17 protein-coding genes are annotated in these 20,796 nt (G+C 63.4%); 8 read left to right on the top strand and 9 right to left on the bottom strand.

Translation table 11 applies throughout. The annotated features are described in order from the left end of the window. Window positions 1-188 precede the first annotated feature (188 nt). Complete coding sequence (gene mscL, locus AC07UC_RS33075) at window positions 189-611, top strand: large conductance mechanosensitive channel protein MscL (protein ID WP_494909029.1); 423 nt, start codon at window positions 189-191, stop codon at window positions 609-611. A 110-nt stretch (window positions 612-721) separates the two neighbouring features. Beyond that, window positions 722-1,888 (top strand): pyridoxal phosphate-dependent aminotransferase, encoded by a 1,167-nt coding sequence (locus tag AC07UC_RS33070; protein WP_494908813.1) that lies wholly within the window; start codon window positions 722-724, stop codon window positions 1,886-1,888. Between the two features lie 27 nt (window positions 1,889-1,915). On the opposite strand, the gene hemA is transcribed toward AC07UC_RS33070, so the two are convergent. After that, window positions 1,916-3,193 (bottom strand): 5-aminolevulinate synthase, encoded by a 1,278-nt coding sequence (gene hemA, locus AC07UC_RS33065; protein WP_494908812.1) that lies wholly within the window; start codon window positions 3,191-3,193, stop codon window positions 1,916-1,918. 278 nt (window positions 3,194-3,471) lie between these two features. Between hemA and galE the strand changes: the two genes are divergently transcribed. The 3 genes from galE (at window position 3,472) to AC07UC_RS33050 (ending at window position 7,650) form a co-directional block, all read left to right on the top strand. Further along, window positions 3,472-4,467: a UDP-glucose 4-epimerase GalE gene (galE, locus tag AC07UC_RS33060; RefSeq protein WP_494908811.1), complete on the top strand. Its 996-nt coding sequence runs from the start codon at window positions 3,472-3,474 to the stop codon at window positions 4,465-4,467. A gap of 103 nt (window positions 4,468-4,570) precedes the next feature. Then, window positions 4,571-5,821, top strand: coding sequence for a D-amino acid dehydrogenase (locus AC07UC_RS33055; protein ID WP_494908810.1), 1,251 nt, complete (start codon window positions 4,571-4,573; stop codon window positions 5,819-5,821). Window positions 5,822-5,823: 2 nt separating this feature from the next. Beyond that, entirely contained in the window at window positions 5,824-7,650 is a 1,827-nt protein-coding gene (locus AC07UC_RS33050) for an alanine racemase (protein WP_494908809.1), read from the top strand. Here AC07UC_RS33050 and AC07UC_RS33045 read toward each other — a convergent pair whose 3' ends face one another. The 7 genes from AC07UC_RS33045 to AC07UC_RS33015 all read right to left on the bottom strand — a co-directional run bounded on the left by AC07UC_RS33045 (window position 7,651) and on the right by AC07UC_RS33015 (window position 14,782). Beyond that, window positions 7,651-9,027, bottom strand: a complete 1,377-nt coding sequence (locus AC07UC_RS33045; RefSeq protein WP_494908808.1) for an FGGY-family carbohydrate kinase — start codon at window positions 9,025-9,027, stop codon at window positions 7,651-7,653. Then, the gene (gene rhaM, locus AC07UC_RS33040; protein ID WP_140775336.1) at window positions 9,024-9,341 is read right to left on the bottom strand and encodes an L-rhamnose mutarotase; all 318 of its coding nucleotides are present in this window, start codon (window positions 9,339-9,341) and stop codon (window positions 9,024-9,026) included. Before rhaM ends, AC07UC_RS33045 begins: the two co-directional genes overlap by 4 nt. After that, the gene (locus tag AC07UC_RS33035) at window positions 9,341-10,336 is read right to left on the bottom strand and encodes an ABC transporter permease (protein ID WP_494908807.1); all 996 of its coding nucleotides are present in this window, start codon (window positions 10,334-10,336) and stop codon (window positions 9,341-9,343) included. The genes rhaM and AC07UC_RS33035 overlap by 1 nt, the downstream gene beginning before the upstream one ends. Then, a complete protein-coding gene (locus AC07UC_RS33030) occupies window positions 10,333-11,313 on the bottom strand; it encodes an ABC transporter permease (RefSeq protein ID WP_140775334.1) in 981 nt (326 codons plus the stop codon). Before AC07UC_RS33030 ends, AC07UC_RS33035 begins: the two co-directional genes overlap by 4 nt. Next, a complete protein-coding gene (locus AC07UC_RS33025) occupies window positions 11,310-12,851 on the bottom strand; it encodes a sugar ABC transporter ATP-binding protein (RefSeq protein ID WP_494908806.1) in 1,542 nt (513 codons plus the stop codon). Before AC07UC_RS33025 ends, AC07UC_RS33030 begins: the two co-directional genes overlap by 4 nt. Before the next feature lie 83 nt (window positions 12,852-12,934). Continuing rightward, on the bottom strand, window positions 12,935-13,930 hold the full coding sequence (rhaS, locus tag AC07UC_RS33020; RefSeq protein WP_202324579.1) for a rhamnose ABC transporter substrate-binding protein: 996 nt from the start codon (window positions 13,928-13,930) through the stop codon (window positions 12,935-12,937). A gap of 48 nt (window positions 13,931-13,978) precedes the next feature. Further along, window positions 13,979-14,782, bottom strand: coding sequence for a DeoR/GlpR family DNA-binding transcription regulator (locus AC07UC_RS33015; protein WP_056565871.1), 804 nt, complete (start codon window positions 14,780-14,782; stop codon window positions 13,979-13,981). Window positions 14,783-14,966: 184 nt separating this feature from the next. Here AC07UC_RS33015 and AC07UC_RS33010 point away from each other — a divergent pair, with 184 nt between their 5' ends. From AC07UC_RS33010 to ggt, 3 genes are all read left to right on the top strand, one after another. Continuing rightward, on the top strand, window positions 14,967-17,069 hold the full coding sequence (locus AC07UC_RS33010) for a bifunctional rhamnulose-1-phosphate aldolase/short-chain dehydrogenase (RefSeq protein ID WP_494908805.1): 2,103 nt from the start codon (window positions 14,967-14,969) through the stop codon (window positions 17,067-17,069). A 95-nt stretch (window positions 17,070-17,164) separates the two neighbouring features. Then, window positions 17,165-18,457 carry an L-rhamnose catabolism isomerase gene (rhaI, locus tag AC07UC_RS33005; RefSeq protein WP_494908804.1) on the top strand — a complete coding sequence of 431 codons (1,293 nt, stop codon included), beginning with the start codon at window positions 17,165-17,167 and terminating at the stop codon, window positions 18,455-18,457. Window positions 18,458-18,555: 98 nt separating this feature from the next. Then, window positions 18,556-20,295, top strand: coding sequence for a gamma-glutamyltransferase (ggt, locus tag AC07UC_RS33000; protein WP_494908803.1), 1,740 nt, complete (start codon window positions 18,556-18,558; stop codon window positions 20,293-20,295). A gap of 49 nt (window positions 20,296-20,344) precedes the next feature. Here the strand turns inward: ggt and AC07UC_RS32995 are convergent, their stop codons facing one another. Beyond that, on the bottom strand, window positions 20,345-20,680 hold the full coding sequence (locus AC07UC_RS32995) for a hypothetical protein (RefSeq protein ID WP_081295188.1): 336 nt from the start codon (window positions 20,678-20,680) through the stop codon (window positions 20,345-20,347). Window positions 20,681-20,796 lie beyond the last annotated feature (116 nt).

The raw sequence follows: 20,796 nt of genomic DNA, 5'->3' as shown, positions 1-20,796 counted from the left end.
GCCCTAAGTCCATCGCGGCTTTGGGCGCATGAAGGGCATGATTTCTGGAGGTTGAGGTGGGCAAGGAGAAAGCGGTTGTTTTCTCCCTTTTACCCATGTTGCAACTCCAGGTTTTTGTTATTGTGCCCATGGTCGATGCCGCAAGGACGGAACGGCAGCGCGGCCGGGTCATGACAAGGAGGGTCGGAATGCTGAAAGAATTCCAGGAATTCATTTCCAAGGGTAATGTGATGGACTTGGCCGTCGGCGTCATCATTGGCGGCGCCTTCAGCACGATCGTTACCTCGCTGGTCAATGATATCATCATGCCGATCGTCGGCGCGATTTTCGGTGGTCTGGATTTCAACAATTATTTCTTCGGCCTTTCCTCGGCCGTCAACGCAACCTCGCTGGCGGACGCCAAAAAGCAAGGCGCCGTTTTCGCGTATGGCAGCTTCATCACCGTGGTGCTCAACTTCCTCATCCTCGCCTTCATCATCTTCCTGATGGTCAAGGCGGTGAACAATATGCGCCGGCGGCTTGAGGCCGAAAAGCCCGCGCCCGCCGCAGCGCCGCCCCCCGCCGATGTCGCGCTGCTGACCGAAATCCGCGATCTGCTCGCCAGGAAATAACTCGGCCTGCCATCGCTGGACCAAAACCCCGGTCGCTCGCGGCCGGGGTTTTCTGTTTTCGCATCTGGTAAGGAGCGCTGACCAACGCTTGAGACCGGAACCGACCCGCCATGACCTTGATCGACAGCTTGCGCGCCGAAGCCCGCGCGGCACCTGAAAGCGGCATTGTCGCCGTCGTCAATTACGGCCGCCTGCGCGAGGGCTTGATCCCGCTTTGGGCGGGTGAGGGCGACCTGCCGACGCCGGCCTTCATTTCCGACGCCGCTGCTCGGGGATTGTCCAATGGCGAGACCTTCTACACCTGGCAGAAGGGCATTCCTGATCTCAGGCAGGCGCTTGCCCGCTACTATGCAAGGCATTTCGCCAGGACGTTTCCCGAGGAGCAGTTCATCGTCACCGGCTCCGGCATGCATGCCATCCAGCTGGCGCTCGATGCCCTCGCCGGGGCCGGCGACGAGGTTATCTATCTGTCGCCGGCCTGGCCGAATTTCGATGCCGCGGCGGCGATATCGGGAGCCGTTCCGGTGCCGGTCACGCTCGACAACTCGGGCAATGGCTGGTCCTGCGACGTCGAGAGGATAGCGGCGGCGATCACGCCGCGCACCAAGGCGCTGTTCATCAACACGCCCTCGAACCCGACCGGCTGGACCGCCGATCACGAGACCTTGCAGGCGATCCTGGATCTTGCGCGGGCGAAGAACCTCTGGATCATCGCCGACGAGATCTATTCGCTGTTCCACTATGGCCATGGCCGCGCGCCGTCCTTCCTCGACATCGCGACGGCGGAGGACCGCATCCTGTACGTCAACTCCTTCTCCAAGAACTGGGCGATGACCGGCTGGCGCATCGGTTGGATCAAGACGCATCCGAGCCTGCAGCAGGTGTTCGAGAACCTGATCCAGTATTCGAACTCGGGTGTTGCCCAATTCATGCAGCGCGGTGCGATCGCCGCGCTTGACGAGGGCGATGGCTTCGTCGCCGAGCAGGTGGAGCGGGCGAGGAAGGCACGCGACCTGGTCTGCGGCATTCTCGGAGCCGCCGGCCGGGCCCGGTTCACCGTGCCGCAGGGCGCCTTCTATCTGTTCTTCGCCGTCGACGGCATCACCGATTCGCGCGCGGCCGCTTTCGAGATCGTCGACAAGGCCAATGTCGGCCTGGCGCCCGGCACGGCCTTTGGTCCTGGCGGCGAAGCCTTCCTCAGGCTGTGCTTCCACCGCCGCCTCGATCAGATCGAGGAAGCGGCGCACCGGCTGGCGAAGTGGATGAAGAGCGTTTGAGCGGGTGGTGGCTTTAGCCGCCCAAGATCAGCCGCCCGATTTGGGGACCAGCAGGGGAATGATGCGGTCGGTCTTGGCGACCGAAGGTCGGCCGGCGGAGCCGTAGGGGATGCCGAGCGCATCCCAGGTCTCGACCAGCGCATCCTGCAGTTCGGCGATCAGCGCATCCGAATGGAACGGCGTCGGCGTGATGCGCAGCCGCTCGGTGCCGCGCGGCACGGTCGGGTAGTTGATCGGCTGGATGTAGATGCCGTGAACGCCAAGCAGCCGGTCGCTCGCCATCTTGCAAAGCTCCGGATCGCCAACCAGCACCGGCACGATATGGGTCGCGGAGTCCATCACCGGCAGGCCGGCGGCCGCCAGGATCTGTTTGGTTCGGCTCGCCTGCTGCTGCTGCGCGTCGCGCTCGGCCTGCGATTGCTTGAGATGGCGGATGGAGGCGGTGGTGGCGGCGGCGATCGCCGGCGGCAGCGCCGTGGTGAAGATGAAACCCGGCGCATAGGAGCGAACCGCGTCGATCACCGCGCTGGCGCCGGTGATGTAGCCGCCCAGCGTGCCGAACGCCTTGGCCAGCGTGCCCTGGATGATGTCGATGCGGTCGGCGAGGCCTTCGCGCTCGGTGATGCCGCCGCCGCGCGGTCCGTACATGCCCACGGCATGCACCTCGTCGATATAGGTCATGGCGTTGTAGCGCTCGGCGAGCTCGACGATCTCTCTGATCGGCGCGATGTCGCCGTCCATCGAATAGACGCTTTCGAAGACGATCAGCTTGGCGCGTTCGCGCCCCGCGGCCTGCAGCAGGCTTTCCAGATGCGCGACGTCATTGTGGCGGAAGATCTTCTTTTCGGCGCCCGAGCGCCGCACGCCCTCGATCATCGAGGCGTGGTTCAACTCGTCCGAGATGATCAGGCAGTTGGGCAAAAGCCGGGCAATGGTCGAGATCGAGGCTTCGTTGGAGACGAAGCCGGAGGTGAAGACCAGGGCCGCGTCCTTGCCGTGCAGGTCGGCGAGTTCCTGCTCGAGCTCGACCAGCGGGTTGGACGTGCCGGAGATGTTGCGGGTGCCGCCGGCGCCCGAGCCCATCTTGCCGGCCGCATTCTGGAACGCGGCGATGACATCCGCGTGCTGGCCCATGCCGAGATAGTCGTTGGAGCACCAGACGGTGATTTCCTCGGCGCGGCCATTGGAGCGCCAGATGGCGCGCGGAAACTTGCCCGCGATACGCTCGAGATCGGCGAAGACACGATAGCGACGCTCGGCGTGGAGCTGGTCGATCGCTTCTTCGAAGAACCGCTGGTAGTTCATGTCGGCTTCCCAATTTTGCGCGGGATCATAATCATTGCCCTATTGGTCGTCCACCGGGCCGTTTTGGTCAAAATGCCACGCCCCGCACCTGTTCCTAACGCTGGCGGATCATGGCCTATTCCCGTTCCAAGACACGCTCTGTGGATCACTTTTGTTTCCACACGATGCCACATCAAGTGAACGCCGGTTACCAAGGGTTCTAATGGCCATGCGGATGGCTTTCCAGTAAGGCGGTGTTTGAGACAGTTTCCGATAAATCTTGAGATGCGAGGATGCGGATGACGGTTTTGGTGACAGGTGGCGCCGGCTATATAGGCAGCCACATGGTCTGGGAATTGCTGGATGCCGGCGACAGCGTGGTCGTTCTCGACCGGCTTTCGACCGGCTTCGAATGGGCGGTGGCGCCGGAGGCAAAGCTCGTCGTCGGCGATGTCGCCGACAAGGAATTGGTCGGATCGATCATCCGGGACAATCAGGTCGACGCCATCATCCATTTCGCCGGCTCCATCGTGGTTCCGGAATCGGTCGCCGACCCGCTTGCCTATTATGAGAACAACACCTCGAAGACGCGCACGCTGATCGAAACCGCGGTGCGCGAAGGCGTGCCCAATTTCATCTTTTCCTCGACCGCCGCCGTCTATGGCGGCGCCGGGCTTGAGCCGGTGCGCGAGGACGCCCGCCTGGCGCCCGAATCGCCTTACGGCCTCTCCAAATTGATGAGCGAATGGATGCTGCGCGACGCGGGCCTTGCGCACGACATCCGCTACACGGCGCTGCGCTACTTCAACGTCGCCGGCGCCGACCCCAAGGGCCGCACCGGCCAGTCGACGCCGGGCGCCACGCATCTTATCAAGGTTGCCTGCGAGACCGCGCTCGGCAAGCGTCCCTTCATGCAGGTGTTCGGCACCGACTACCCGACGCCGGACGGCACCTGCATGCGCGATTACATCCATGTCAGCGACCTCGCCGCCGCGCATCGCCTCGCCTTGCAGCGGTTGCGCGCGGGGGGCCCGAGCCTCGTCGCCAATTGCGGCTACAGCCATGGCTATTCCGTGCTCGAGGTGATCGACAGCGTGCGGCGCGCCTTCGGCCATAATTTCGAGGTGAGGATGGGCGATCGGCGTCCCGGCGATGCGGCGGCCGTGGTCGCCAATTCGGACCTCGCGCGAGCGGAACTCGGCTGGACCCCGCAACGCGACGACCTCGACCAGATCGTCGCCGACGCGCTCGCCTGGGAACGCATCCTGACCAGCAAGAACTCCGCACGCGGCTGAGCCAAGCTCCCCAAGGGCTCGCAACGCGCGCGGTGACACGCTATGGAAGCATTTGCGACACGGCGTGGAGGCGCTGTGCCGCGAAGAGCTTTTGGGGGATGGCATGAAGATAACGGTGCTTGGAGCTGGCGTCGTCGGCACGGCGGCGGCCTATTATCTGGCCGCCGACGGTCACGAAGTCACGGTGATAGAGCGCCATCCGGCGCCGGCGCGTGGCACCAGCCAGTCGAATGCCGGGCTGGTTTCGCCGGGCGACGCCACCGCCTGGGCCTCGCCGGCGGCGCTGAAGACCTTCCTGCGCGGGCTCTACAACCATGATCTCGGCATCAAGGTGCGGCTGCGCTTCGATCCTTATTTCCTTGCCTGGAGCCTGCGCTTCCTGCGCCAGTGTACCGTGGCCCGCCTGCGCGCCAACAGCCAGGTCAAGCTGCGCCTGGCGCTCTATTCACGTGAGTGCATCAACGCCATCTCGGCGGGCACTGGCATCCACTATGACGAGCGCAAGAAAGGCATCCTCTACTTCTTCCGCTCACAGCACAGCCTCGACATGGGCACCGACAATTACCGCTATCTGGCCGAGCATGGCCTGCCGATCGAGATCGTCGGCCGCGACCGGCTGGTCGAGCTTGAACCGGGCCTTGCCGGCGTGAAGGAAAAGATCGCCGGCGGCGTCTACTCGCCGATCGACCAGACCGGCGATTCCCGGCAGTTCGTGGAGAAGCTCGCTGCCCACGCCGCCGAAAAGCTCGGCGTGAGATTTCTCTACGGCACGACGGTCGAAGGCCTCGACATCGAGGGCGGCCGGGTGCGCGCGGTGATGACCTCCGCCGGACCGGTCGCTGGTGATGCCGTGGTGATCTCGATGGGCCCGGAAAGCGGCCTGCTCGGTCGCCGCTACGGCATCGACCTGCCGGTCTATCCGGTGAAGGGTTACACTGCGACCATTCCGTTGGAAGACGAGAGCAAGGGCCCGACCATGGGCGGCGCCGACGAGGACCAGCTGATGGCCTATTCGCGCCTTGGCAATCGCTTGCGGCTGGCCTCGACCGCCGAATTCACAGGTTTCGACCGCACCCACAAGCCAAGCGACTTTGCCACCATGTTCAGGACCGCCAGGGATCTCTTTCCCGGCGCCTTCGACGAGAAGAAAGCGGAGCTGTGGGCTGGCCTGCGGCCAATGATGCCGAACTCCGTGCCGGTCATTGGCCAGGCGCGCTATGAGAATCTCTATCTCGACACCGGCCACGGCCATGTCGGCTGGACCATGGCCTGCGGCTCCGGGAAATTCCTGGCCGACCTTGTCGCAGGCCGCAAGCCGGAGATCGACCCGCAGGGGCTGGTCTACGGAGGCTAGGCATGTCGGGACCGCAAGTCGCCATCGACCTTGGCCGTATCGAGCGCAACGCCCGTACCATCGTCGACCGCTGTGCACTGTCCGGCATCAAGGTGTTCGGCGTCACCAAGGGCACGTGCGGCATGCCGCAAGTGGCGCGCGCCATGCTGCGCGGCGGCGTCGCCGGCATTGCCGAATCGCGTTTCGAGAACATCCGCCGGCTGCGCGACAGCGGCATCAACGCGCCGGTCATGCTGCTGCGCAGCCCGCCCATGGCGCGCGTCGAGGAGGTGGTGCGTACCGTCGACATCAGTCTGCAATCGGAACTCGCCACCATTCGCGAGATTTCGCGCATCGCCGAGCGCATGGGCCGTGTCCACGACATCATGCTCATGATCGATCTCGGCGATCTCCGCGAAGGCATCTGGCCGAGCGACCTGATCCCCACCGTCGAGAAGATCCTGGAATTCAAAGGGGTGCGCATCGCCGGCATCGGCACCAATCTCGGCTGCTTCGGCGCCATCATGCCGACGCCGGAGAATCTTGGCCAGCTCGTCGCTCACGCCTACAAGACCGAGCGCCTGTCCGGCAGAAGCCTCGACTGGATCTCAGGCGGCGCCTCGTCGTCGCTGACGCTGCTGCTCGAAGGCAGGCTGCCCGCCGGCATCAACAATCTCAGGGTCGGCGAGGCGATCCTGCAAGGCGGCGTCGAGACCTTTCGCGAGATGCCATGGGCCGAACTCGAACCCGATGCCTGCCGCCTGACCGGCGACATCATCGAGGTCAAGCTCAAGCCGTCGCGGCCGATCGGCGAGTCCGGCTACGACGCCTTCGGCAACCAGCCGGTCTTTCCCGACGAAGGCGACAGGCTGCGCGCCATCGCCAATATCGGCCGCGAGGACGTGCTGGTCGAAGGGCTGACGCCGATCGCCAAGGGGATAAGGGTGCTCGGCGCCTCCAGCGACCATCTGCTGCTCGATGTGCAGGACGCCGATCCGCCACCCGCCGTCGGCGACCGCGTCGCCTTCCGCATGAGCTACGGGGCCATGCTGCTGGCGATGACTTCGGAATATGTCGAGAAGGCGCCGATGCACGACGTCGCGGATTTTTCCGGCCGCAAGATGGTGTCGATCTCGGCTGAACCGGAAGCCGCTGGCATTCTCGCCCGCGAGGGGACGGGCGGGCGGCTGGAGGCGATGAATTTCGACGTCGTCGAACTGGCCGATGTCGAGCGGCCTCCCTCGGGGCTGATCCGTCTCACCGCCGGCGCCGATCGCCGCGTCGTCCACAAGGCGCTGACCGTGACGGCGCGCGCAACGCACTCCTTCGGCCTGATCTGGATCGATTCCATCGCCGCCCTGATGCCGGAGGATGAAGAGGGCATCGACCTGCCGGAGGCCTCGGTGCTGGCGCGAACGCTCGGTCTCGATCACAAGGCCGGCGCGCTGCAGCCTCAGCTGTCGCCGGAGAATGTCGTCATCGTCGGCTTGCGCCATGCAGATCCGGCCGAGGCGCGGGTGCTGAAGGATTCGCGCGTTTCGGCCTTCACCATGACCGACATCGACGCCATGGGCATGCGCGACCTGATGCATGAAGCGATCCGTATCGCCACATCGGGCACGCAAGGCTTTCATGTCAGCTATTCGCCGACAGCGACCGAATTCGCCGGCTGGGCGGCCGGCTCCGGCGGGCTGACCGTGCGCGAGACGCATCAGGCGATGGAGGCGATCGCGCTCTCCGGCGGCCTGCTGTCGATGGATGTTTCGGGCCTGACCAAGGGTCTGGAGCCCAGGATCGGCACCGATACCGTCAATTTCATCATGTCGGCCTTCGGCAAGCGGATCCTGTAATCAGCCCCGTGCTTCGACCGTCGTGCGCCATGCGCTGACATAGTCCGCCCAGGCCGGGTCGGCCGGCGGTTCCAGCCTTTCGTCTTTGCCATGCGTCGCGGCCTGATCCGATGCCAGCAATGCCGCGCCAATGCTGGTGCCGGTTGCGGCTTCCGAGGCGACGACGCTGCGTGCGGTGGCCGCCGCCAGCATGCCGACAAAGAGCCTGTTGCGGGCGAAGGGTCCTTCCACGGTGGTCGGACCGTCGGCGCCGATCAGCTCGAGACAGGTCGCCGTCATCAGCGCCAGGTAGAACGAGATGGCGGCGAAACGCTGGCCATCATTCATGCCGTCGGCATCAAGCCATGTCGCGGCCTGGCGCGGGAACGGTCCCGACCCCTGCTGCGTCGACGGCAGCAGCAGGATCTTCCTTGCCAGAACCGCAAGCATATCGCTTCCACTGCAATCCAGCGGTTTGCCGTCGGTCAGCAGCGAGAATTCGCGTCCGCCCATGAAGCGAGCCGACGGCACGGGATTGCCGAGTGCATTGACATTGACCAGCGTATCGCGCGCCGCATCCAGCGTAACCTGCTTGCCGCCGACCGCCATCGATACCACCCAGGTCCCGGTCGAGACGACCGAGAAGGGTGGCGCATCCGACAACAGATGCGGCAGCAGCGAGGCGTTGGAATCGTGCAGGCCGCAGAATACCGCTGTTTGCGGATCAAGCCCGGTTCGCACCGCAAGCGCGGGCAGGATCGGGCCGAGACGGTCTCTTGCCGGCCGCACCGTCGCCATCAGGCCGCGCCAATCCAGGCGGTCGACCAATGACGAGAAATCCGCCTTCCATGGGTCCCAGAGATCGGTGTGGCAGCCAAGCGAGGTGACCTCGTTGGCGGCGACGCCGGTGAGGCGCAAGGCCCAGTATTGCGGGTACATCAGCATCGCCACGGCCCGCGCGAACTCGGCCGGAAAGCGTTTCTGCTGCCAGAAGAATTGCGCTCCGAGATTGAGGCCGAGCGGCAGGCGCGGCGTGCCTGTCTCGGCAAAGGGCGGGCGGATCGCGTCATAGTCCGCCGCCAGCGTGTCGGGACCATCGAATTCATAGTCGAGTACCGGCAGCACCAGTTCACCAGCGGCATCGACCAGCGCGCCCGTCGCGCCATGGGTGGTGATCGAAATGGCGTCGATGCGCTGTTCGCGGTTGAGGCTGGCCAGGCTATTGAGGATGAATGTCCACAGCGCTTCGACATCATGGTGCGGATAGGGCGCCCGCCGCAGCGGCGCATTGGCCATCCGGCGCAGCGCGACTTCGCTCGACGTTGTGAGGTCCACCAGCGCCACCTTGGCGTTGGTCTTGCCGATGTCGATGACGGCGATGTGGCGCATCGCACTCATTCCATATGGAACACGGTTTCCAGCGGCACCACCACCGGTTCGTTGTCAGGCCTGGTTTCCATGATGTCGGCCATGTGGGCCCACCAGCGCTGCATCACCGGATGCTTCGGCAATTCGTCCATGTCGTGGTCGTCCCGCCGCCACAGCACGCCAAACAGGGTGTTGGTCTCTTCGTCGAGATGGATCGAGTAGTCGTGGACGCCTGCCTGTTTCAAGAGCGCGACCAGCGCCGGCCAGATCTCGTCGTGACGCTTCCTGTACTCGGCCTTCATGCCAGGCTTGAGCTTCATCTTGAACGCGTATTTCTGCGGCATCAGCGTCCCCCGCGCAGCCGCCGCCAGACGATCGGCAGCGCGATGACGATGATCAGCAGCAGGCCGATGAAGATCGACATGACGATACCGGGAACGTTGAGCAGGCCGAGCCCGAAGGTCACCAGCCCCATGATGAAGGCTGCGAGCACGACGCCCATAATACTGCCGGCGCCGCCCAGAATGCTGACGCCGCCGAGCACCACCATGGTGATGACTTCCAGCTCATAGCCTTGCGCGATCGACGGCCTTGTCGAACCAAGCCGCGAGGTGATCAGCACCGAGGCGATGCCAGACATCAGCCCGGTCAGGCAGAACAGGGTGAATTTGATGCGGCCGACGCGCACGCCGGAAAACTGCGCCGCGACCGGATTGTTGCCGATGGCGAAGACGCGGCGGCCGAAACTCGTGCGATGCAGCAGGAACCAGTAGACGATGGCCGCGATCAGGAAGAGCACCAGTTCGAACGACACCACCCACCAGACGTAACCCTGGCCGAAGAAGGCAAAGCTTTCGGGATAGCCCTTGTAGGCCTGGTCGCCGAGGATGATGAAGGCGATGCCACGGAACAGGCTCATCGTGCCGATGGTGACGACGATGGAGGGCAGGCCGAGCCTCGTCACCAGCAGCCCGTTGAAGGCGCCGCAACCGAGGCCGACGACGATGCCGATCGCCACCAACGCCGGTGTTCCGGCGCCTGCCTGCACCGCCATGCCCATCATGGTCGAGGCGAGCGCGATGATAGCGGCCACCGAAAGGTCGATCTCGCCCGAAATGATCAGCAGCGCCATGGCGAAGGCGATCAGGCCCTTCTCCGTGAAGTTGAAGGTCAGGTCCGACAGCGAATAGGGGTCGAGGAAATAGGGCGAGGCGAAGCTGTTGATGGCGAAGATAGCGACGGCTACCACGACCAGCAGCGCCTCCCAGGAAAAGATCGCTGACGAAAGCGGCTTGTCGAGCCGGTCGGGAATATGGCGCGGGGCAGGGATGTCGGTCATGTCACCGCCTCCACTTTTCGCAAGATGATGCGGCCCTGTTGGCGTTCGCCGCGCGCGTTGAGCACGACGGCCAGGATGATGGCGCTGCCCGAAATCGCCATCTGCCAGAAGGGCGAAATGTTGATGACCGGCAGCGCGTTGGAAATGATGCCGAGGAACAGCGCCCCCAGCACCGCGCCGCCGACCGAGCCGATGCCGCCGGCGATCGAGATGCCGCCGATGACGCAGGCGGCGATGATGTTGAGCTCATAGCCGTTGGCGACTTCGACCGAGGCGATCACATAGCGCGAGATCCAGAGGTAGCCGGCAAGGCCGCCGATCATGCCGGAGATGCAGAAGACGATGAATTTGGTCCGGCCGACATCGATGCCGGTATAGACCGATGCCGTCGGGTTGACGCCGATGGCGTAGATCGAGCGGCCGAGCGCGGTGCGTGTCATCAGGATGAAGAACAGCGCTATGACCAGGATGGCGATCCAGGACAGCACCGGAATGCCGAGGAAGGCGGCGCGCTGGAAGCCGATGAACTCAGGGCTCATCTTGTCGGCATTGACCCAGGCGCCGCCGGACAGCACGAAGGTGGCGCCGCGATAGATGGTCAGTGTGCCCAATGTCACCACGATCGAAGGGATGTTCAGCCGCCACACCAGAAGGCCGTTGATGGCCCCGAGCACCAGCCCGACGGCGAGCGCGATGACGATCAGCACCGGGATCGGGATCGCCGGATGCGCGGCGTTCAGCATAGCCACCACCATGCCGGTGAAGCAAAGGTTGGAGGCCATCGACAGGTCGATCGATCGCGTCAGGATGACAACCATCTGCCCGAGCGCCAGGATCATCAGGATCGAGGTGTCGTTGAACACCTGGCGCAGATTGCCTGGATCGGCAAAGGCGGGGAAGCGGGTCGAGATCAGCCCGATCAGCACGACGATGGCGGCGGCCAGCCAGATCTCGCGGTATTTCAGGAGAGCCTTCATGCCGCGATCCCCGCTGCTGTCCGAACCAGCGTTTCGGCGTCGAGCCCCTTGTTCTCGTAGACCGCCGCGACAAGCCCCTCGCGCATCACGACGACGCGGTCGGACATGCCGAGGATCTCCGGTAGTTCCGACGACACCATGATCACCGACAGGCCCTGCGCCACGAGTTCGGCCATGAAGCCATGCACGGCGGCCTTGGAACCGATGTCGATGCCCTTGGTAGGTTCGTCCAGGATGATCACCTTGGGCGCGGTCGCCAGCCATTTGGCGATGACGATCTTCTGCTGGTTGCCGCCCGACAATGTGCCGACATCCTGGCTGAGCGAGGAGGCCCTGAGGTCAAGCCGCTCGGTGTAGGAGCGGGCGAGCGAAAATTCTTCCGCCAGCCGCAGCAAGCCTGACTTGGAGGTGCGCTTGAGTGAGGGCAGCGAGACATTCTGGAAGATCGGCAGGCCGATCACCACGCCTTGCTTGCCGCGTTCCTCCGGCACATAGACGATGCCGGCCTCGATCGAATCCGCCGCTGATTTCGGCACGATCACCTTGCCGTCCAACGTGATCGTGCCGCCTGACGTGCGGGTGATGCCCGATATCGCCTGCATCACCTCGCTGCGCCCGGCGCCGACAAGGCCGTAGAAGCCCAGGATTTCGCCCTTGTGCAGTTCGAAGCCGATATCCCTGAATTCGGTCGGATGCGACAGCCCTGAGACGGTGAGCACCGGCGCGCCGATCTCGGCCTTGCGCTGCGGAAAGATATGATCGACCGAGCGGCCCACCATCATGCGCACGATCTGGCTCTGGCCGGCATCCTTGATCAGGCCTTCGCCGACCATTTCGCCGTCGCGGAACACCGTGTAGCGGTCGGCGATACGGTAGATCTCGTCGAACTTGTGGCTTATGAACAGGATCGCCTTGCCTTCGCTCTTGAGGAATTCGATCAGCAAGAAAAGCTCCTCGATCTCCTTCATCGAAAGGGCTGCGGTCGGCTCGTCCATGATGACGATCCGCGCGTCGATCGACATGGCGCGTGCCACCGCGACGAGGTGCTTGTTGGCGATGCCGAGATCCTTCAGCCGTGCATCGGCATCGATATGGCCGGCATGCATGGTGTCGAGCACTTCGCGGGCATCTTTGCGCATCGTGCGCCAGTCGATGGTGCCGAAGCGCGAGCGTGGCGCATGGCCGAGAAAGATGTTTTCGGCGACCGTCAAATCGTCGAACAGCACGGTTTCCTGGTGGATGGCGGTGACGCCATGGCCGAAGGCGGCATGCGCGCTGGGCAGGGTGACGGCCTGGCCGTCGATGCTGATCGTGCCGGCATCCGGCTGGTAGATGCCGGTCATGATCTTGACCAGCGTCGACTTGCCGGCGCCGTTCTCGCCGATCAGTGCGGTCACCTGGCCGGGATAGAGCGAGAGGCTGACATTGTGCAGCGCGCGCACACCTGGGAAACTCTTCGAGATTCCGGACAGCATCAGGCGTGGGGTGGAGGCCAGGGGCCTCTCCATCGCCGCGCCGTGTTGGGCTGTCGTGTCCATGGTTGTATCAAGCCCTGAAGCAGGTCCGTTTAAAGTCGCGGCGGGACGTGAGCCCCGCCGCGACAGCTTGAGAGGGTCCGAGATCAATAGATCTTGGAGAACTTCTCGATGTTGGTCTTGTCGAACTGGAAGGGCGGAGCCATCGCAGCCGAGTTGGTGTCGTCGAGCGTCACCTTGCCGACGCGGCCGATCGACAGCGTGGCGCCGGGCTTTGCCTCTTCCTTCTTCACCGCCAGGTCATGGGCGAGGTAGACGGCGGAGTAGCCGAGGTCGATCGGGTTCCACAGCGCGACCGCCTGGCTGGCGCCGTTGTCGATGAACTTCTTGAACTCGGACGGCAGCGCGAGGCCGGTGACATTGACCTTGCCGATCAGGTTCTCGTCGGTGACGACCTGCGCGGCGGCAACGACGCCGACGGTGGTCGGCGCGATGATCGCCTTGAGGTTCGGATAGGACTTCAGCAGGCCCTTGGCTTCGTCGGTGCTCTTGGCCGAATCGTCATCGCCATAGACGGTGGCGACGAGTTTGATCTTGGGGAACTTCTCCGGCAGGATTTTCTTGGCCGCGTCGATCCAGGCGTTCTGGTTGGTCGCGGTCGAGGACGCCGACAGGATAGCGACATCGCCGCCTTCCGGCAGGTGGTCGGCGGCAAGCTTGATGATGGTCTCGCCGATCAAGCCGGTGTCGGACGGGTTGAGATGCAGTTGGCGGCCTTCCTTGGCGACACCGGAATCCCAGGAGATGACGGTGATGCCCCGCTCCATGGCCTTCTTCAGCACCGGCACCAGCGCGTCGGCGTCATTGGCGGAAATGGCGATGGCGTTGACCTTCTGGGCGATCAGCGAATTGACCACTTCGATCTGCGCTTCGGCGGTCGCCTTGGTCGGGCCGGTGTAGATGATGTCGACGTCGCCGAGTTCCTTGGCCGCCTCTTCGGCGCCCTTGTTGGCTGCGTCGAAGAAGCCGTTGCCGAGCGACTTCACCACCAGCGCGATCTTGACATTCTCGGCATAGGCCGCATTCACGAACATGGCGGCGGAAAAGGCCGCCGTAACCATCAATTTCTTCAAGAAGCTCATCGTATATCCTCCCTTGAGCGTTGCATTTCCATCGCCGCTGCGGGCGTCTCAGGCCTGCAGTGAAGATTCTTCCTTTGCCGATTTGCGGGCGACGATCAGCGTCACGCCGGCGGTCTCCAACATCTTGGCTTCGCGATCCTCGATGCCGTCATCGGTGATGACCGTGGCGATGCGCGACAACCCGCACAGGATCAGGCTGGAGCGTTTGCGGAATTTCGAGGAATCGACCAGCACCACCAATTCGTCGGCCTGGTCGATAAGCTTCTGCTCGGCCTGGATCAGCAGCGGATCGCCTTCCATCAGGCCGAGCGGTCCCAAGCCTTGCGCTCCCATGAACATGCGGCGCGCGTAGAAATTGCGCGTCACGTCATTGTCGAAGGGCGACAGGATGATGTTCTGCTCGCGGTAGATGGTGCCGCCCGACAGCATTACCGTGTTCTTGGAGTGCTTGAGCAGATGCTCGGCGATCGGAAACGAATTGGTGAAGATCGGCATGCGGCGGCCGGTCAGGAAATGCACCATCTGGAAGGTGGTGGTGCCGCCATTGATGATGATCGGCTCGCCGTCCCCGCACAATTCCACGGCTTCTCGGGCGATGGCCCGCTTCTGCGCGGCGTTGATCGTTTCGTTGACGGAAAAGGGCCGGCCGGCCAGGCCGATGAATTGCGGCGGCGAGATCGCCTCGGCGCCTCCGCGCACCCGGCGCAGGCGCTTTTGCACGTGAAGAGCCGCTATGTCGCGCCGGATCGTCGCCTCGGAGGACTCCGTCAGGTCGACCATCTCCTGCACCGTCACCACAGGCTTTTCCTGGACTGCGGACAGAATGATCCTGTGGCGCTCTTTTTCGTGCATGGTTCCTCCCTGCCTGGCCATCTAGGCACTCAAAACAAGCACTGTCAATCATTTCCGATCACATAATTTCATTGTGCAGCGCAATATGATCGATCTTGATCGTTTGTGATTGACAAGCGAGCCTCTTGCGTAGACATTCCCGGCAAAATGGACCGCGGCTTTTTGCGTCCCAGGGAGGATACCTATGCTCGACAAGCGCTCCGGCTCGCGCCTTGCCAATCTGTGGGACGATGCGAAGGCCCAGGGGATGAGCGAGCCTGAGCTTCTGGTCTATCGCTCGAACACGCTCGGCTCCGACAAGCGCGTCACCAACTATGGCGGCGGCAACACATCGTCCAAGATCTGGCAGAAGGATCCGCTCAGCGGCGCTGATGTCGAAGTGCTCTGGGTCAAGGGCTCCGGCGGCGACAGCGCCTCGATCAAGCTGGACGGCTTCGCCACGCTCTACATGGACAAATTGCGCGCGCTCAAAAGCCTCTATCGCGGCGTCGAGCACGAGGACGAGATGGTGGGATATCTGCCCCACTGCACCTTCAATCTCAATCCGCGCGCGGCCTCGATCGACACGCCGCTGCATGCCTATGTGCCGAAGCCTTTCGTCGACCACATGCATCCCGACGCCATCATCGCGATCGCCGCGGCCAAGGATTCCAAGGCGCTGACGACAGAGATCTTCGGCGATGCCATCGGCTGGCTGCCGTGGAAGCGGCCCGGCTTCGAACTTGGCCTGTGGCTGGAGAAATTCTGTGTTGAACACCCCGCCGCCAAGGGCGTCATCCTCGAAAGCCACGGCCTGTTCACCTGGGGTGATACGCCCAAGGAATGCTACGAGACAACGATCTCGGTGATCAATCAGGCAATCGAGTGGTTCGAGCGCCGCTCCGAGGGCCTCGCCATTTTCGGCGGCGAAGTGGTCAAGTCGCTCGACGCCACGGAGCGGCGCGCCATAGCGGCGAAACTGATGCCGAGAATTCGTGGCCTGATCTCGGAAAAGAGCCACAAGCTTGGCCATTTCGACGATTCAGCCGCCGTGCTCGAATTCGTCAACTCCAGGGATTTGCGACCGCTGGCGGCGCTTGGCACCTCGTGTCCCGACCATTTCCTGCGCACCAAGATCCGGCCGCTGGTCATCGAATTCGATCCGGCCAAACCGGATGTCGATGCGGTGATTGCGCGCCTCGCCGACGATATTGCCGCCTATCGTGTCGGCTACCAGGCCTATTACGACAGCTGCAAGCATCCGGATTCGCCCGCCATCCGCGATCCCAACGCCGTGGTCTACCTGATGCCCGGCGTCGGCATGTTCACCTTCGCCGGCGACAAGGCCACCGCCCGCATCTCGGGCGAATTCTATGTCAACGCCATCAACGTCATGCGCGGCGCCTCGACCGTCTCGTCCTATGTCGGCCTGCCGGCGCAGGAGGCCTTCGACATCGAATACTGGCTGCTCGAGGATCTGAAGCTGCAGCGCATGCCGAAGCCGAAATCGCTCGCCGGCCAGATCGCGCTGGTCACCGGCGGTGCCGGCGGCATCGGCCGCGCCACGGCCAACCGGCTGCTGCGCGAGGGCGCCTGCGTCGTGTTGGCCGACATCGACGAGGCCGCACTCGCCGGTGCCAATGACGAACTCGCAAAAGCCTACGGCAAGGATTTCGTCCGCCCGGTACTGATCAACGTCACATCGGAGGATCAGGTCGTTGCCGGTTTCGCCGAGACGTCGGTCGAGTTCGGCGGCATCGACATTCTGGTGTCCAACGCGGGCCTCGCCTCCTCGGCGCCGATCGAGGAGACGTCGCTGGCGCTGTGGACCAAGAACATGGACATATTGTCGACCGGCTATTTCCTGGTTTCGCGGGAAGCGTTCCGGCTGTTCAGGGTGCAGAAGATCGGCGGCAATGTCGTCTTCGTCGCCTCCAAGAACGGCCTTGCCGCCTCGCCCAACGCCGCCGCCTATTGCACCGCCAAGGCCGCCGAGATCCATCTCGCCCGGTGTCTCGCGCTGGAGGGCGCGGAAGCGCAGATCAGGGTCAATGTCGTCAACCCGGACGCCGTGCTGCGTGGCTCCAAGATCTGGACCGGCGAGTGGAAAGAGCAGCGCGCCGCCGCCTACAAGATGTCGGCCGACGATCTGGAGGAGCACTACCGCTCGCGCTCGATGCTCAAGCGCTCGGTCTTCCCCGAAGACATCGCCGAGGCGATCTATTTCCTCGCCTCCGACATGTCGGCCAAATCGACTGGCAACATCATCAACGTCGACGCCGGCAACGCACAGAGCTTTACGCGCTAGGCCTTCTTCCTTCTCCCCGTTCTACAGGGAGAAGGTGCCCGAAGGGCGGGTGAGGGGCAGCGCCAGCTGAACGCATTCTTGGGAGGAACCAGCACTTGTCCGAAACGATCATTTCCGCCGACGTCGTCGAAAGAAATAACATCGCCCGCAAGGCCGACCTCGAGCGCGACTACGCCTCGCTCGGCGAGCGCCTCGACCGTCGCGGCATCGCCATCGACGCTATCCGCGACAAGGTGGAGAAATTCGCCGTTGCCATCCCCTCCTGGGGCGTCGGCACCGGCGGCACCCGCTTTGCCCGCTTTCCCGGAGCCGGTGAGCCGCGCGACATCTTCGACAAGATCGAGGATTGCGCCGTCATCAGCCAGTTGACGCAGGCGACACCGACCGTTTCCTTGCACATTCCTTGGGACAAGGCCGACCCGAACCGGCTGAAGCAGGCGGCCTCGCGTTTCGGTCTAGGCTTCGATGCCATGAATTCCAACACCTTCTCCGACGCGAAGGATCAGGCGCTTTCCTACAAATTCGGCTCGCTCTCGCATGCCGATGCCGGTACGCGCCGCCAGGCGGTCGAGCACAATCTCGAATGCATCGAGATCGGCAAGACGCTCGGCTCCAGGGCGCTGACGGTGTGGATCGGCGACGGCTCGAACTTTCCGGGCCAGGTCAATTTCGCCAAGGCATTCGAGCGCTATCTCGATGCGATGAAAGAGGTCTATGCCGGGCTGCCCGCCGACTGGAAGCTGTTCACCGAGCACAAGATGTACGAACCGGCCTTCTATTCCACCGTCGTGCAGGACTGGGGCACCAACTACATCATAGCGAAAGAACTCGGCGACAAGGCGTTCTGCCTCGTCGACCTCGGTCACCACGCGCCCAACGTCAACATCGAGATGATCGTGTCGCGGCTGATCCAGTTCAAGAAACTCGGCGGCTTCCACTTCAACGATTCGAAATATGGAGACGACGATCTCGACGCTGGTTCGATCGATCCCTACCGGCTGTTTCTCGTCTTCAACGAACTGGTCGATGCCGAGCTTTCCGGCGCCGACGGCTTCGACCCTGCCCACATGCTCGACCAGAGCCACAACGTCACTGATCCGATCGAAAGCCTGATGCTGTCGGCGGTCGAGGTGCAGCGCGCCTATGCGCAGGCGCTGCTGGTCGACCGCAAGGCACTCGAAGGTTTCCAGGACGGCAATGATGCGCTGATGGCGACGCAGACGCTGAAGGCGGCCTACCGCACCGATGTCGAGCCGATCCTGGCCATGGCGCGGCTGAAAACCGGCGGCGCGATCGACCCGGTCGCCGCTTACCGGGCGGCTGGCTACCGCGCCAAGGTAGCGGCTGAGCGCCCTGCCGTCGCCGGCGGCTCGGGCGGGATTGTCTGACACGCCTGACATCTGAATTGATCCGTCTGGCCCACCATTGATGGTGGACTTGGCGGCAGCGACAGGGTCTTCTGGACACCCCGCCCAGGAGCACCGCCATGCGCCATATCAGCCAAACCCTGATCGCCGTCAGCCTCTCCTTTGCGTTTGCGATAGCACCACTTCAGGTGACGTTTGCGGCGTCGCCAGCGCCCGCCAAAGGCGAACACGGCATGGTAGTGACGGCCCAGCATCTGGCGTCGGAAGTCGGCGTCGAGGTGTTGAGGAAGGGCGGCAACGCGGTTGATGCGGCGGTCGCGGTCGGCTATGCGCTGGCCGTCGTCTACCCCAATGCCGGCAATATCGGCGGTGGCGGTTTCATGACCATCCGCTTCGCCGACGGCAAATCGACCTTCCTCGACTTTCGCGAGCGCGCGCCGCTGGCGGCCACCAAGACCATGTATCTCGACAAGGATGGCAACCCGATGAAGGGCGCCAGCCTGGACGGCTATCTCGCGGTCGGCGTGCCGGGCTCGGTGGCCGGTTTCGAAATGGCGCGCGAGAAATATGGCACCTTGTCCAGGCAGGATCTGATGGCGCCAGCGATCGCCTATGCCAAGGATGGCTTCATCCTCGATCAGGGCGATGCCGCCTCTTTTGCCGGCAATGCGGACCGGCTGGCGAAGGACCCGGCGGCGGCCGCTGCCTTCCTGAAACCCGACGGCAAACCCTACGGCATCGCCGAGAAGCTGGTTCAACCTGACCTTGCCGCGTCGCTCTCGGCGATTTCCGACAAAGGCCCCGACGCCTTCTACAAAGGCGCCATCGGCGACGCCATCGTCAAGGCAAGCGGCGCCAAGGGCGGCATTCTGGCCAAGGCCGACTTCGAGCAATATACGGTGCGCGAACTCAAGCCGGTGACCTGTTCCTATCGCGGTTACGAGATTACGTCCTCGCCGCCGCCGAGCTCAGGCGGTGTCATCATCTGCGAAATCCTCAACGTGCTTGAAGGCTATCCGCTGTCCTATCTTGGCGCCGGCTCGGCCGAGACGGTGCATGTCATGGTCGAGGCGATGCGCCATGCCTATGTCGACCGCAACTCGGCACTCGGCGATCCTGATTTCGTCGACAATCCGGTCTCGAAATTGCTTGAAAAAGCCTACGCCAAGGATATCCGCGACAAGATCGATCCGTTCCGGGCCGGCGTGTCGCAGGACCTGATGCCGAAGGGTTTTGGCGAGTCGAAGGAGACCACGCATTATTCGATCATCGACAAGGACGGCAATGCGGTTGCAGTGACCTATACGCTGAATGGGTCCTTCGGCGCAGGCGTCGTCGCCGACGGCACCGGCATCCTGCTCAACAACGAGATGGATGATTTCACCCAGAAGCCCGGCGTGCCGAACCTCTATGGCCTGATCCAGGGCGAGGCCAACGCCATCCAGCCGAAGAAGACGCCGCTCTCATCGATGAGCCCGACCATCGTGGCCAGGGACGGCAAGCCGTTCATGGTCATCGGCAGCCCCGGCGGCTCGCGCATCATCACCATCACGCTGGAAGCGATCGTCAACGTCATCGACCATGGCATGAACATCCAGGAGGCGATCGACGCGCCGCGCATCCACCACCAATGGCTGCCCGACACGGTCTATGTCGAGCCGTTCGGACTTTCGCCCGATACCGAAAGACTGCTCGCCGGCATGGGCTATCACCTTGATCTCGGTGACCAGACCTGGGGTCAGGCGGCTGGCATTCTCGTGGGAGGCAAGAGCCTGGCGGAAATCGAGAAGGGTGGCGGCGCGCGCTACAATGGCGCCATCGACAGCCGCGCGGCATCGGGGGAGGCTCTCGGATATTGATATCCGGGTAAACCCTTGAACAGGCGCCAGCTCATGGCCGGCCGGGCAGTCAGGTAACCAGCGTGATGGTCGATGCAATCAGCATCAGCGCGGCGATGCCGACAAACAGCGCATAGATGCGCGGCCGGTCGAGCAGAAGCGCATTTCCCGATATCCAGGCCGAGGTCGCGCCGCCAAGCGCGAAGAGGAACCCGTTGCGATGGCCGAAGGTCATCGACGCGGCCATCAGCCCGCCAATGATCAGGGCGCCGAATACGATGATCACGGCGACCGCGTATTTTTCGAAGTCGTTGCCGCCGCCCATGGCCGGGCCGATTGCATTCAGATTCGGCAGGTCGTCCGGATCGAAAGACCCGTATTCGTCTTGACCGATGGATTCTCGCATCACTCGTTCTCCGCTGACCGGCAACAAACCATCAACACTTGCCGAGTGCAACCCGATCGCACGTCCCTCTCCATGTTGACCGCCGTCTTCAACACGTTCCGGCGGCACTTGTCATC

This window comes from Mesorhizobium sp. GW821-FHT04C10, assembly GCF_059420305.1.
The sequence above is the reverse complement of the archived record's forward strand: the minus strand, read 5'-3'. Positions and strand labels throughout refer to the sequence as shown.

Bases quoted from the DNA above. Each gene is read 5' to 3' on its own strand.
- galE (WP_494908811.1), top strand. From the start codon at position 3,472: ATGACGGTTTTGGTGACAGGTGGCGCCGGCTATATAGGCAGCCACATG.
- AC07UC_RS33030 (WP_140775334.1), bottom strand. From the start codon at position 11,313: ATGAAGGCTCTCCTGAAATACCGCGAGATCTGGCTGGCCGCCGCCATC.
- rhaS (WP_202324579.1), bottom strand. From the start codon at position 13,930: ATGAGCTTCTTGAAGAAATTGATGGTTACGGCGGCCTTTTCCGCCGCC.
- AC07UC_RS32995 (WP_081295188.1), bottom strand. From the start codon at position 20,680: ATGCGAGAATCCATCGGTCAAGACGAATACGGGTCTTTCGATCCGGAC.
- AC07UC_RS33045 (WP_494908808.1), bottom strand. From the start codon at position 9,027: ATGAGTGCGATGCGCCACATCGCCGTCATCGACATCGGCAAGACCAAC.
- AC07UC_RS33025 (WP_494908806.1), bottom strand. From the start codon at position 12,851: ATGGACACGACAGCCCAACACGGCGCGGCGATGGAGAGGCCCCTGGCC.
- AC07UC_RS33010 (WP_494908805.1), top strand. From the start codon at position 14,967: ATGCTCGACAAGCGCTCCGGCTCGCGCCTTGCCAATCTGTGGGACGAT.
- AC07UC_RS33015 (WP_056565871.1), bottom strand. From the start codon at position 14,782: ATGCACGAAAAAGAGCGCCACAGGATCATTCTGTCCGCAGTCCAGGAA.
- hemA (WP_494908812.1), bottom strand. From the start codon at position 3,193: ATGAACTACCAGCGGTTCTTCGAAGAAGCGATCGACCAGCTCCACGCC.
- AC07UC_RS33035 (WP_494908807.1), bottom strand. From the start codon at position 10,336: ATGACCGACATCCCTGCCCCGCGCCATATTCCCGACCGGCTCGACAAG.
- AC07UC_RS33055 (WP_494908810.1), top strand. From the start codon at position 4,571: ATGAAGATAACGGTGCTTGGAGCTGGCGTCGTCGGCACGGCGGCGGCC.
- mscL (WP_494909029.1), top strand. From the start codon at position 189: ATGCTGAAAGAATTCCAGGAATTCATTTCCAAGGGTAATGTGATGGAC.
- AC07UC_RS33050 (WP_494908809.1), top strand. From the start codon at position 5,824: ATGTCGGGACCGCAAGTCGCCATCGACCTTGGCCGTATCGAGCGCAAC.
- rhaM (WP_140775336.1), bottom strand. From the start codon at position 9,341: ATGCCGCAGAAATACGCGTTCAAGATGAAGCTCAAGCCTGGCATGAAG.
- ggt (WP_494908803.1), top strand. From the start codon at position 18,556: ATGCGCCATATCAGCCAAACCCTGATCGCCGTCAGCCTCTCCTTTGCG.
- AC07UC_RS33070 (WP_494908813.1), top strand. From the start codon at position 722: ATGACCTTGATCGACAGCTTGCGCGCCGAAGCCCGCGCGGCACCTGAA.